This is a genomic window from Polaromonas sp. P1_H6 (assembly GCF_056405195.1).
The window spans coordinates 15,749-29,464 of the sequence record NZ_JBFUCN010000039.1; the positions used below are offsets into that span (position 1 = coordinate 15,749).

Genomic DNA, 13,716 nt, shown 5'->3' on the forward strand with positions numbered 1-13,716 from the left:
GACGTTCTATCTTCATCACAAAGCCACTATGCAACCCATCATCCAAAGCCTGCTAGACACCGACCTCTACAAGTTCACCATGTGGCAGACCATGCTGCACAGGCATCCGCAGACCGAAGCCGAATACACATTTGTCTGCCGCAACCAGCCGGGCTACCCCTTGAGCGAGCTGCTGGCGGAGGTCAATGTGCAACTCGACCATCTTTGCACCCTGCGCTTCCAGCCCGAGGAACTGGCCTACCTGCGTGGCCTTCGCTTCATCAAGAGCGACTTTGTGGACTTCCTGTGCATCTTTGAATTCCAGCGCGAGTTCATCAAGGCGACGGCCGACGGCCCCACGCTGGTGATCAAGGCCGTGGGCCCGCAGGTGCACATCATGGCCTTCGAGATCTTTGTGCTGGCCATCGTCAACGAGCTGTACTTCCGCCGCTCCGACCAGGCCACCGCTTTGGCGGAAGGGCGCAAGCGCCTGCAGGACAAGATAGACATGCTGCGCGCCTTCGAGAAAGAACCCGCGCTGCGCAATCCCTTTGAGTTCTTCGACTTCGGCGTGCGGCGCCGCTTCTCGCGCGACTGGCAGACCGAGGTGGTCACCACCCTCAAGCGCGAAATACCGCAGTACTTCAAAGGCACTTCCAACGTGCTGCTGGCCAAGGAACTGAGCCTGGTGCCCATAGGCACCATGGCCCACGAATACCTGCAGACCTACCAGGCGCTGGGCATGACCTTGCGCGACTTCCAGCGCGCCGCGCTCGAGGACTGGGTGCAGGAGTACCGCGGCGACCTCGGTGTGGCGCTGACCGATGTGGTCGGCATGGACGCCTTCCTGGCGGACTTCGACCTCTACTTCGCCAAACTGTTCGACGGGCTGCGCCATGATTCGGGCGACCCGTTTGTCTGGGGCGAGAAGGCCCTGGCCCACTATGCCAAGCTGCGCGTCGACCCGCAGAACAAGCGCCTGGTGTTTTCGGACGGGCTGGACGTGCCGACCGCGCTCAAGCTTTACCGTGCCTTTGCCGCGCGCACCCAGACCGGCTTCGGCATAGGCACCAACCTGACCAACGACGTCGGGCTGGTACCGCTGAACATCGTGATGAAGCTCACCGGCGCCAATGCCAGGCCCGTGGCCAAGCTGTCGGACAGCCCGGGCAAGACCTTGTGCAACGACCAGACCTTCCTGGCCTATTTGCGCCAGGTCTTCCGTTTCCCCGCTTCAACTTAAGGGCTTGAGGACCGCATGCTCAAAATCACCGCCGCCCAACTGAACTACACCATAGGCGACCTCTCCGGCAACGTCGCCAAAATGGTCACGGCCGCCAGCAAGGCCTGGACCGACCAGTCCGACATCGTTGTCTTCTCCGAGATGTCGCTCACCGCCTATTACCCCGGCGACATGCTCGAAGAAGAGGGTTTTATGGAGCGCGTCGATGCGGCTCTGCAAGACCTGCTGCTGGCCTCCCGCCAGATCCCGAATCTCTATTGGGTGATAGGCCTGCCCGCGCGCCGCGAAGCGCCGGGCAAGAAGCTGCGCAACTCGCTGTGCGTGATCAAGGGCGGCGAGGTGCTGCTCGAATATGCCAAGCAGCTGCTGCCCACCTACAACATCTTCGACGAGCGCCGGCATTTCGAACCCGGCCAGGACGTCGCGAAAGTTCTGCGCATACGCGACGCCAAGGTGGGCGTGCTGATCTGCGAGGACGGCTGGAACGACGAAGGCCTGGACTACGCGATCAACCCCTTCGACCGCATGCGCGACGCCGCGCCCGACCTGGTGATTTCCATCAACGCCAGCCCGTCCAACATCGGCAAGCGCGAACAGCGCCACCAGATCTTCGGCGCCGCCAGCAAACGCAACCAGCTGCCCATCCTCTACGTCAACCAGGTGGGCGGGCATGACCAGCTCGTTTACGACGGCGCATCCTTCGCGGTGGAGCCGCAGGCCGGTGTGGTGTTTGAGGCCGAACGCTTCGCCGAAGACGTGACGACCCTGCGCTTCGAGAGCGGCCGATTCCTGACGCTGGCCGGGGATGAACCCGCAGCCGTTCCGGCGGAGGGGCTGCCGACCATGGAGTTCTACCGGCGCCAGATCGTGCTCGGCCTGCAGGACTATGCGCGCCGCTGTGGCTTCAGCCGCGCGGTGATCGGTTCGTCGGGCGGCATTGATTCAGCCTTGACGCTGGCACTTGCCGCTGAGGCGCTGGGCCCTTCCAATGTGACGGCCATCACCATGCCGTCGCGCTTCTCGTCGGCCGGCTCGGTCGATGATTCGGAAATCCTGTGCCGCAACCTGGGGGTTGAGTTGCTTCACCACCCGATCGCCGATATCGTGAACGAATTCACTGGCGGCTTTGAGGCGGCCTTCGGCCAGGCGCTGCAAGGCATCGCGCTGGAAAACCTGCAGGCGCGTGCGCGCGGCACCATCCTGATGGAATACTCGAACAGCTTCGGCCACCTGCTGCTGACGACGGGCAACAAGTCCGAGATCTCGGTGGGCTACTGCACGCTGTACGGCGACACCAACGGCGGCCTGGGCCTGATCGGCGACCTCTACAAAACCGAGGTGTTCGCCCTGTCGAGCTACCTCAACGACGCCGCGGGCAGGGAAATCATTCCGCAGGCCATCATCGACAAAGCGCCCTCGGCGGAGCTGGCGCCCGACCAGAAGGACGTGGACAGCCTGCCGCCTTACCCGGTGCTCGACGAAGTGCTCAAGCTCTTGATCGAAGGCCGGCGCCTGGCCGGGTGGGAGTACGAGAAAGCTTCCGCCTTTGTCGCGCAGCTGCGCCTGCAGCCCGAGGGCCTCGCGATGACAGAACGCATCAAGGGCATGATCGCCCGCAACGAATACAAACGCCGGCAGGCGCCCCCCATCATCCGTTTGCGCGCGCGGGCTTTTGGCTCCGGCCGCCAGATGCCGATTGCCGCCAAATTTAATTAGCTTCATCAGGCTCCCATGACATCAACTTCCAAACAACACGAGGTCTCGGTCTATATCGGCCGCTTCCAGATCTTTCACAACGGACAGCTTGCGCTGCTGCGGCGAGCCCTCGAAGCGGCGCCGCTATGCATCGTGGTGCTGGGGTCGGCTTACCAGGCACGCACGCCCAAGAATCCCTTCACCTGGCAGGAACGGGCGGAAATGATCCGTCTGGCCTTGCCCGAGGCGGACCGGGACAGGGTCCGTTTTCTGCCTGTGCGTGACTACTATGACCAGGAGCGCTGGGTGTCCGCAGTCAAGCACGGCGTGGCGGAACTGGTCGGCGATAAGGCCGGGGGCTCCTTGGTGCTCGTCGGGCATTTCAAGGATGCGACCAGCGAGTACTTGAAGAATTTCCCCGGCTGGACACTCGATGCCGTCGAATCGCAAGGCCGGATTGACGCCAGTGCTTTGCGCGACGCCTACTTCGGCAATGCCGGCGCCGCGCTGGAACCGGCACTCGCCGCCCTTGTGAGCCAGGCACCGGCCAGCACCGTTGCATTCCTTCGTACCTGGGCGGCCTTGCCTTGCTTCCATGAACTCGCGCAGGAGTGGGAGAGCCTCAGGCAGGAAAAAGCCAAGTGGGCCGGCTCGCCCTATGCGCCGGTTTTTGTGACGGTGGATGCGGTCGTGAAGTGCAGCGGCCGGGTATTGCTGATCCAGCGCGGGCGTTCCCCCGGCAAAGGCTTGTATGCGGTGCCGGGCGGATTCATCGAGCAGCGCGAAACCGTGTACCAGTCAGCCCTGCGTGAGCTCGAAGAAGAAACCGAGCTGCGTTTGCTGGACGGTGACATGAAAAACGCCCTCAAAGCAGTCCACGTGTTTGACCACCCGGACCGCAGCCTGCGCGGGCGCGTGATCACGCATGCCCATTTTTTCGACCTCGGTTCGCGCAGCCTGCCTGAAGTGCAGGCCGCGGATGATGCGGCGGCGGTGGAGTGGGTGCCGATCGAGAAACTGGCCGCCATGGAGGATCGCTTCCACGACGACCATTTCCACATGCTGGATTTTTTCTTCTCATTGACGGATCGCATTTGAGCGGTGCCGCGCACGGTGATGCAGCTCATCCAACCACCCACCCCGCTTTCCGCCCTGTCTCTTGACCGAGCGGTGTTCCTGGCTGGCTCCATCGACCTGGGGAAAAGCGTGGACTGGCAAGCGGAACTGGCCTTGTCTCTTGCGGATTGCCCAGGAATCTTGCTCAACCCTCGCCGAGCGCAGTGGAATTCAAGCTGGTTGGCGGAAGCCAGCTTTCCACCGTTTCGTGAGCAGGTCGAATGGGAACTGGCCGCGATGGAGGCGGCGGGGATGATCGCGTTCTACTTTGCACCGCAATCGCAAGCCCCCGTCACCTTGCTGGAACTCGGCCTTGCGGCCCGGGGACGCAAGGCCGTGGTCTGCTGCCCTCCGGGTTACTGGCGAAAGGGAAACGTCGATGTCGTGTGCGAGCACTACAACATTCCGATGGTTGCGACGCTTGACGATCTTGGGCGGGAAGTCCGGGCTTATCTGTCTTCGGTTCGCGTGTCGGCGCAGGCCTGAAGCCGCGCTCCGGCCAGGCTTTCAGTTTGGGGGTCTCCATGCCGATATCCATAGCGCTCTAAGGATCGGAGATTCCTGGGCTAACTTTTCAGACAAAAACCAACAGCCATTGCCCGCAAAAAGACGAAGTTACAGCTTTCGGACTACTTAAAAATTACACTTGCTTGCATGTCCGGCAATAAGGCCCGGCAATAAAAAAAACGGAATCGGGGAGAGCGTGATTGGCCAAGCCACACGATGACTTGGGTAGATCACTCGAGGGGGTGCCGGAGCGCACCCAACAATTTGTCAAAACACACCGCGGCGCACGCAAGCTCGTCGCCGGCGTGGTCATGGCCGTCCTGGCCGGCCATGTGTGGGCCCAACCCGCGCCACTCAGCACTGCCGACCAGGAACAGCGCCGTGCCGAGGAGCGTGAGCGCTTGCTGCGCGAGCAGCAGGAGAAGGGACGTGATGAGCGTGCTCCACCGCCGCCTCAGCCCGAGGCCACCAAGCTGCCCGCCGCCGAGTCGCCCTGCCTGCCAATCCGCGAACTGAAACTGCGAACCCTTGCGGGCGAGCCAGCCGAGCTGGCATCGCAGTTCGCGTGGACGCTGGATGCGGCGGCGGGGCCCGATGCAAACGATGCGCCGCTGGGCCGCTGCCTGGGCACCCAGGGCATCGCCATCGTGATGAAGCGCGTGCAGAACGCCGTCATCGCCCGCGGCTACGTGACCACCCGCGTCCTGGCCGAGCCGCAAGACCTGAACACCGGCATCCTCACCCTCACGCTGGTCCCCGGCCGCATACGCGCCATCCGGTTTTCCGAAGGCAGCGATACACGCGGCAGCGCCTGGACGGCACTGCCCGCGAGGCCCGGCGACCTGCTCAACCTGCGCGACATCGAGCAGGGCCTGGAAAATTTCAAGCGCGTGCCCACGGCCGAGGCCGACATCCAGATCGAGGAAGCAAAGACTCCCGGTGCCCGGCCCGGCCAGAGCGACCTGGTCATCAGTTACAAACAGGCTTTTCCGTTTCGCCTCTCGGTGTTTGCCGACGACAGCGGCTCCAAAGCCACCGGCAAATACCAGGGCGGCATCACGCTGTCCTATGACAACTGGTGGACGCTCAACGACCTGTTCTACGTCTCGCTCAACGCCGACCTGGGCGGCGGTGACCCAGGCGGCCGCGGCACGCGCGGCAGCACGGTCCACTATTCGGTGCCCTTCGGTTACTGGACGCTGGCCGCCACCGTCAGCGACAACCGCTACTTTCAAAGCGTCGCCGGCCTCAACCAGGACTATGTTTACCGCGGCACCAGCAGCAACGCCGAACTCAAGCTCTCGCGCCTGGTCTATCGCGACGCCAGCCGCAAGAGCACCGTCAGCCTCAAGGCCTTCCAGCGCCGCTCCAACAACTTCATCGACGACACGGAAGTCGAGGTGCAGCGCCGCGTGGTCGGTGGCTGGGAACTGGGTGTCGGCCACAAGGAGTTCATAGGCCAGGCCACGCTCGAAGGCAACCTGGCCTACAAGCGCGGCACCGGCGCTTTCGGCTCGCTGCCCGCGCCCGAAGAGGCATTTGGGGAAGGTACCTCGCGCTTTGCCGTGATCAACGCCGACGCCAACCTGCAGCTGCCTTTCAAGCTGGCCGGGGTCGGCCTGCGCTACAGCGCCGCCTGGCGCCTGCAGCAGAATCGCACGCCCCTAACCCCGCAAGACCGCTTTTCCATCGCCGGGCGCTATACCGTGCGCGGCTTCGACGGCGAGTCGTCGCTGAGCGCCGAACGCGGCTGGCTGCTGCGCAATGAACTCAGCACCGCGCTGGGCGAGACCGGCCAGGAGGTTTACATCGGCCTGGACCACGGCGAAGTCGGCGGCCCCAGCAGTGAATTCCTGGTGGGCAAGCACCTGACGGGCGCCGTCATCGGCGTGCGCGGCAGCTTCAAGAAAGTGCAGTACGACATCTTTATCGCCGCACCCGTCAAAAAACCCGAACTCTTCCGCACCGCCGGCAGCACTTTGGGCGTGAGCCTGAGCGCCAGTTTTTAGCCGCCTGTCATTAAATTATTTTCAGACTGAAAAATTATGATCAAAAACCTGTACCGCATTGTCTTCAACACCTGGCCTGGCCTGCAGACATGCCGTCGTGTCACTCTCGGTCTTCATTCTGTGATCCTTGGCTCCATGCTGGGCTGTGCGTCTTACTCAACCGGAAAACTGGATGCCGAGCAGTCGGTCAACGCTGCAAAAGTGAGGGTGTTCAGGCCTGTCGCCATTTTTATGTACCCCGGAAAGTCCTGTTATCTGAGTGGCAGTCCTGGCGAGATAAAAACGCTGTCGCTTCCTTTTGCGAAGAAGTTGACGGTGGGCATGCCGTCTACAGAAGATATGCCCGACACATACGATGAATTCCTGGTCCCAGGCAACAGCCCGTTGACAGTGCGGATGTGGATCAGGAATCCCGGCGCCCGATTCCAATGCGATCCCGGTGCGGTGGCGTTTACCCCGGAATCTGGAAAGAACTACGACACGGCCCTTATTCTGGAGTCAGGCTATTGCCACATCCGCGTTCGCGAACTCGTAGAAGGCTCTCCTGGAAAAGCCTTGCCGCAGCCTCTGCGCGTCATGCCCGCCACGCGATGTCCCGATTGACCTCTTACCTTGATCACGACCGATGCTGTCCAGGCTACCGGCGTCACGGCCGGCATCAGCCTGAATTACTACTTCTTAGCCCCATTTCTCTATGAACCAGCACCTGCACCGCATCATCTTCAACGCCACACGCGGCCAGCGTATGGTGGTGGCCGAAACCGCCAGCGCGGGGGGCAAGGCCGCGGGCGGTGAAACTTCGGGCGCAGTGGCCTCGCCGGGCTTGTCTGTGCAACTGCACCCGCTGCGCTTTGCCATGCTCACCGCGCTGGGCATGGTCTTGTGGCTGCAGCCCGCCGCGTTCTCGACAGTGCATGCCCAAATCGTCGCGGCCCCCGGCGCCCCCGCCAACCAGCGCCCCACGGTGCTGCAGACCGCCAACGGCCTGCCGCAGGTCAACATCCAGACGCCGTCGGCCGCGGGTGTCAGCCGCAACACCTACAGCCAGTTCGACGTCCAGCAAAACGGCGCCATCCTCAACAACAGCCGCACCAACGTGCAAACCCAGCTGGGCGGCTTTGTCGGCGCCAACCCCTGGCTGGCCACCGGCCCGGCCCGCGTCATCCTCAATGAAGTGCAGTCGGCCAACCCCAGCCAGATCCGTGGTTATGTTGAAGTGGCCGGCCAGCGCGCCGAAGTCATCATCGCCAACCCGGCCGGCATCAACGTCAACGGCGGCGGTTTCCTCAATGCCAGCCGTGTCACGCTGACCACCGGCAGCCCGGTGCTGAACGGCGGCGCGCTCGAAGGCTTCCGGGTGCAGGGCGGCAATGTTAGCGTGGGCGGCGCCGGGCTGGACACCAGCACAGCCGACTACACCGCCATCCTCGCCCGCGCTGTGCAGGTCAACGCCGGCATCTGGGCGAAAGAACTGCGTGTGGTCACGGGCGCCAACGACATTGATGCGGCGCAGCACAGCGCCACGCCCATCGCAGGCGCGGGCCCAGCGCCCAGCTACGCCGTCGACGTCGCCCAGCTGGGCGGCATGTATGCCGGCAAGATTTACCTGGTGGGCACGGAAACCGGCCTGGGCGTGCGCAACGCCGGTGTCATTGCCGCCACCGGCGGCGACCTGGTGCTGCAGGCCAACGGCTGGCTCACCAACACCGGCAGCCTGCAGGCGGCCGGCAACACACAGCTAGCCACCGCGGGCGCGATCAGCAACAGCGGCACCGTCTATGCCGGCGGCAACACCACACTGGCCGGCCAGGGCGGCATCGGCAACAGCAGCACCGGCATCATTGCCGCGCAGGGCAACACCAGCCTGCAGGCCACGGGCGCGTCCATCAACTCCGCGGCGGGCTCCGTGCTCGCGGCCGGCATGAACACCGACGGCACGCTGCGCGTCGGCGGTGACCTCGCTGTGGCGGCTTCGGGCGCCGTGGCGCTGAACGGCCAGGCCCTGGCGGGCGGCAATGTCGCGGTCTCGGGCTCACAACTCAACCTGGCCGACGGTAAGCTGGGCGGGCAGAACCTCTCGCTGGCGGCCAGCACCGGAAACATCGACGTCAGCCGTGCCACCGTCAACGCACAAGCCACGCTGGGCGCCAGCGCGGCGCAAACCCTGCGCACCGATGCGGCCGTCATCTCGGCCGGCCAGCTCAAGCTCACGGCCAAAGACATCTCCAACGCCGGCGGCGAGATCGTGCAGACCGGCACGGGCAACACCACCATTGCACTCACATCGCCCACCGGCACGCTCAACAACAGCGCGGGCCGCATCGCCACCAACAGTCAGAACCTGACCCTCTCCGCGCCCACCCTCAACAACACCGGCGGCAGGATAGAACATGCCGGCGGCGGCACACTGGCCATCAGCGCCACCACCTTGAATGGTGACGGCGGCACCATCGTGAGCACGGGCGCGGCCAGCCTCTCGGCCGCCACCTTGAACCACAACAACGCCACGCTGTCGGCCAACAGCCTCACCGTGGCGGCCGGCACGCTCAACAACCGCGGCGGCACCTTCAGCCAGAGCGACCTGGGCGCGGCCAGCGTCACGGCCACCGGCGCCATCGACAACAGCGCGGGCAAGATCCTCAGCAACGGCAACACCACCGTCAGCGCACAAAGCCTCAACAACCAGGGCGGAGTGGTCCAGGCCACGGGCACCTCCAGCCTGGGCATCACCACCACGGCGGCGCTGGACAACAGCGCCAACGGCCAGGTCGCCGCCGGCGGCGCAGCCACCCTCAACACCGGCACCCTGGACAACAGCGGGGGCAAGGTCACCGCGGGCGGCAGCCTCACCGCCACTGCCGGCGGCGCCCTCACCAACGTCCAGGGCCTGCTGGCCGCCAACGGTGCGGCCACCTTCACGGCCGCCAGCCTGGACAACAGCCGCGGCGTCATCGCCTCCGTGCAAAACAACGCAAGCGTCACCACCACGGGCGCCACCACCAACGACAGCGGCCGCATCGAGGCCGCCGGCGACGTCACACTCGCCAACGCAGGCCTCAGCAACAGCAAGGCCGCGGGCCAGGCCACGGCGGGCAGCATCACCGGCCGCAACATCGCCATCAACGCCGGCGGCCAAAACCTCAACAACGCTTTCGGCACCATCGCCGCCGCGCAGGGCGCCACACTGCAGACTGGTGCGCTCAACAACAATGCCGGCCTGATCCAGGCCGGCGCGGCGCTGGGCATCAACACCGGCGGCCAGGCGCTCACCAACACCAATGCCGCTTCCTATGCCGGCGGCGCGGGCGGCATCACCTCGCAGGGCGCGATGACGCTCGCCACCGGCGATCTCAACAACGCGGCCGGCTTTATAGGCGCCAAGGGCGCGCTCACGGCCAATACTGCCGCCGTCGGCAATACCGCGGCGGGCCAGATCGTCAGCGAGTCCTCGCTCAACTTCAGCAGCACCGCCTTCGACAACCGCGGCGGGCAGGTCCAGGCCCTGGGCGATGCCGGCATCAACACCGGCACTGGCGCCATCAACAACGCGGGCGGCCTGTTGCGCAGCGCCGACACCGCCACGCTCAGCGCGGGCAGCGTCATCAACAGCAATACCCTGGGCGCCAACCTGGGGCTCGAAGGCAACAACGTCGCCATCACGGCCGGCGCCATCAGCAACGACAGCGGCGCGATCCGCACCAGCACCAACGCCACGCTGACCAGCGGCGGCAGCCTCAACAACACGGCGGGCCTTGTCAGCGCAGGCAACACCGTCACCGTGCAAGACACCGCCGCCAGCCCGGCCGCGCGCACCCTGGCCATCACCAACACCGGCGGCACCTTTGTGGCCGGCCGCTCGCTGGCCGCCAGCGCCGCCAGCCTCAACGGCACCGGCAGCCTGCTGTCGCAGCAGGATTTGTCGCTCTCGCTGGCCGGCGATTTCAGCAACACCGGCACCATTAGCGCTACCGGCAACAACACGGTAGCCGTCACCGGCACCCTCACCAACAGCGGCAAGCTGCAGGCCGGCGCCACGCTGGACGTGACGGCGGCGACGATTGACAACACCGCAACCGGCGAGATGACCGGCACCACCACCAAAATCACCGCCACCGCCGCTAACACCCTGATCAACCGCGGCCTGATCGACGGCGTCGACACACAGATCAACACCGTCACGCTGAACAATCTCGGCACCGGCCGCATCTACGGCAACACCCTCAGCATCGCCGCCACCACCATCAACAACGACGCCGAAACCGTGGGCGGCGTCACCACGGCCGCCACCATCGCCGCGCGCCAGCGCCTGGACATAGGCGCGACCACCATCAACAACAGCAACGGCGCGCTGATCTTCAGCGCCGGCGACATGGCCATAGGCGGCAGCCTGGACGGCAGCCGCCGCGCCACCGGCCAGGCGACGCTGATCAAGAACGCCTCCGCCACCATCGAATCGCTGGGCGCCATGGCACTGGCGGCCAGCAGCATCCAGAACACCAACCCCTCGTTCAGCTACACCCTCAACACCACTGGCCCAGTCAGCAAGATGGACATGGTGGCGAGCGACGGCACGGTTCGCGCAAGCACCGATTTCGCCTGGACCACCACCGGGCAGCAGGGCAGGTTCATCGCTTCGACGGCCCCGGGTTTCCCCGTCATCGGCGGCCTGTTGCCGGGCAGTCCCTACGCCGCGCCCATCTACAAGACCTATTACGAAGGCCCCAACGCCTTTGAGGCCGAAGCCACCACGCCGCCCTCGGGCGACAACAACAACGGCGCCTACTTTCCCGACGTGCTGAACTACCAGAACACCGACCCGGTCTGGGCGTTGTTCGGCATGGCCAACCCCGCCAACACCACGCCCGGCCCGCGCCCCACGCGCACCTGGGTGGGCAGCCAGGACCAGGGCTCATTCGTCGACCCCACACCCCAGGAACTCGCTGCCTGGCAAACGGCATCTGCCCCGTGGCAGGCGCTGCAAGTCAAGCTCAATGATTTCCGCGCCGCGGCCCAAAGTTCCCTGCTCCTCTTTTCGGTCAAGCGCGAGTACACCGAAACAGACCAGAGCGCCACCGTCAACACCGGTCGGCCGGGGCAGATCCTGAGCGGCGGCAACATGACGCTCAACGCCAGCGGCACGCTGCTCAATGACAACAGCCGCATCATCGCGGGCGGCGTGCTCACGGCCACCGCCCAGGCCGTCAACAACCAGGCCACGCAGATCACCGCGGTGCAAAGCCGCTCCGGCAGCGCCACCCGTTTTGGCATCATCGGCCAGGACTGCTTCCTGGGCTCCTGCAGCGATATCTACGGTTTCATCGTCGACCCGTATGCGCAGAACATCCCGCACACCATCGTCACTGGCATCGCCGTCGCGCAGTCCAACGCCGCCGTGCCGGGCACCGGCACCGTGCTGGCCAGCCTCACACCCGGCAGCGTCAGTACCACGCCCGGCGCCATCGGCACACCCAGCGCCGCCGCGCGCAGCGCCGGCATCGTGCAGGTCACCTCCAGCGTAGGCGCTATCGGCAGCCTGGCCGCCAATGTCCCCGTCTTGCGCACCATTGCCCCCAACCTCGGCATCCCCAATACCAGCCTGTTCCGCACCAACCCCGGCCCGGCCGGCGCCTTCCTGATAGAGACCGACCCGCGCTTCGCCAACTACCGGACCTGGCTGGGCAGCGACTACATGCTGGCCGCCTTGACGCTGGACCCCACCGTCACCCAGAAACGCCTGGGCGACGGCTTCTATGAGCAACGCCTCATCAACGAGCAGGTCGCCCAACTCACCGGCCAGCGCTTCCTCGGCAACTACAGCAGCGAAGAAGTCCAGTACAAGGCCTTGATGGACGCCGGCATTACCTTTGCCGGCACCATGAACCTGCGCCCCGGCATCGCCCTGACCGCCGCGCAGATGGCGGCCCTCACCAGCGACATCGTCTGGCTCGTCGAGCAGACCGTGACCCTGGCCGACGGCAGCACCCAGCGCGTGCTGGTACCCCAGGTCTATGTGCGTGTGCAGGCCGGCGACATCGACGGCGCCGGCACTCTGCTGGCCGGGCGCGAGCTCAACCTCAACCTGGCAGGCGACCTCAGCAACAGCGGCACCATGGCCGGCCGCACCGTCATGGCCCTCACGGCCGAGAACGTCAACAACCTGGGCGGGCGCATCAGCGGCAATGCCGTGGCCGTCACCGCGCGCACCGACCTCAACAACATAGGCGGGCAGATAGACGCCGCCAACAGCCTCAACGTGACGGCCGGGCGCGACCTCAACATTGCCACCACCACCACAGCACCCACCAGCACGCTCAGCAGCGTGGGCCCCACCGTCTCCAGCTTCACCGGCATAGACCGCGTGGCCGGCCTCTACATCACCAACCCCGGCGGCACCTTGCTCGCCAGCGCTGGGCGCGACGCCAACATCGTTGCCGGCGTCATCCAGAGCCAGGGCAGCGCCCAGTTGCAGGCCGGCAACAACATCAACCTGAACACAGTCACCAAGTCCGACAGCGTCGACGCTACCCGCGACGAGCGCAACTACACCCGCTTCTCCCAGAGCCAGGACGTCGGCAGCCAGATCAATGCCACCGGCAACCTGAGCCTCGTCGCCGGCAAAGACATCAACGCCACCGCCGCCAGTGTGACCAGCCAGCAGGGCGCCCTGGTCGCCAGCGCCGGCAACAACGTCAACATCAATGCCGGTAAAACGCAGAGCTCGTTGGCGACCGCCACCTTTGTGGAAGACTCGGACGCGTTCAGCTCGGGCAGCACTGAAGTGCGGCAGAGCGCTTCCGCCGACAAGGCGATCAGCTCATCCCTGAGCGGCAACACCGTCACCGTGGTGGCCGGTAATGACATCAACGTCAAAGGCTCCAGCGTGGTGAGCGATACCGGCACCACCCTGGTGGCCGGCAACAACCTCAGCATTGAGGCCGCCACCAACAGCAGCAGTTCGGCCTCTTTCCAGGAAAGAAAACAAAGCGGCCTGCTCGATGACGGCGGCGGCATCAGCATTGGCACGCAAGAGCGATCCACGCAGCAGAAGGCGCAAGGCACCAGCGCCGCGGCCAGCACCGTGGGCAGCATCGCCGGCAACGTCACCCTGCAAGCCGGCGAGGCCTACAAACAGGTCGGCAGCGACGTGATCGCCCCCGCAGGCGACAT

Annotated in this window: 7 protein-coding genes; all 7 read left to right on the forward strand. The window is 65.1% G+C overall.

Annotation, left to right across the window (positions count from 1 at the left end; all coding sequences use genetic code 11):
• The first annotated feature begins 28 nt into the window (after window positions 1-28).
• Window positions 29-1,222: a nicotinate phosphoribosyltransferase gene (gene pncB / locus AC1D1F_RS23065; protein WP_477676142.1), complete on the forward strand. Its 1,194-nt coding sequence runs from the start codon at window positions 29-31 to the stop codon at window positions 1,220-1,222.
• A gap of 15 nt (window positions 1,223-1,237) precedes the next feature.
• Window positions 1,238-2,938, forward strand: coding sequence for an NAD+ synthase (locus tag AC1D1F_RS23070; RefSeq protein WP_477676141.1), 1,701 nt, complete (start codon window positions 1,238-1,240; stop codon window positions 2,936-2,938).
• Between the two features lie 15 nt (window positions 2,939-2,953).
• Window positions 2,954-4,015: an NUDIX domain-containing protein gene (locus tag AC1D1F_RS23075; protein WP_477676140.1), complete on the forward strand. Its 1,062-nt coding sequence runs from the start codon at window positions 2,954-2,956 to the stop codon at window positions 4,013-4,015.
• Window positions 4,016-4,033: 18 nt separating this feature from the next.
• Entirely contained in the window at window positions 4,034-4,519 is a 486-nt protein-coding gene (locus tag AC1D1F_RS23080; RefSeq protein WP_477676139.1) for a nucleoside 2-deoxyribosyltransferase domain-containing protein, read from the forward strand.
• A gap of 332 nt (window positions 4,520-4,851) precedes the next feature.
• Window positions 4,852-6,549 (forward strand): ShlB/FhaC/HecB family hemolysin secretion/activation protein, encoded by a 1,698-nt coding sequence (locus AC1D1F_RS23085; protein WP_477696937.1) that lies wholly within the window; start codon window positions 4,852-4,854, stop codon window positions 6,547-6,549.
• A 36-nt stretch (window positions 6,550-6,585) separates the two neighbouring features.
• Window positions 6,586-7,152 carry a hypothetical protein gene (locus AC1D1F_RS23090; protein ID WP_477676138.1) on the forward strand — a complete coding sequence of 189 codons (567 nt, stop codon included), beginning with the start codon at window positions 6,586-6,588 and terminating at the stop codon, window positions 7,150-7,152.
• Between the two features lie 91 nt (window positions 7,153-7,243).
• The coding region (locus tag AC1D1F_RS23095; RefSeq protein ID WP_477700852.1) for a two-partner secretion domain-containing protein at window positions 7,244-13,716 on the forward strand (6,473 nt) is incomplete at its 3' end.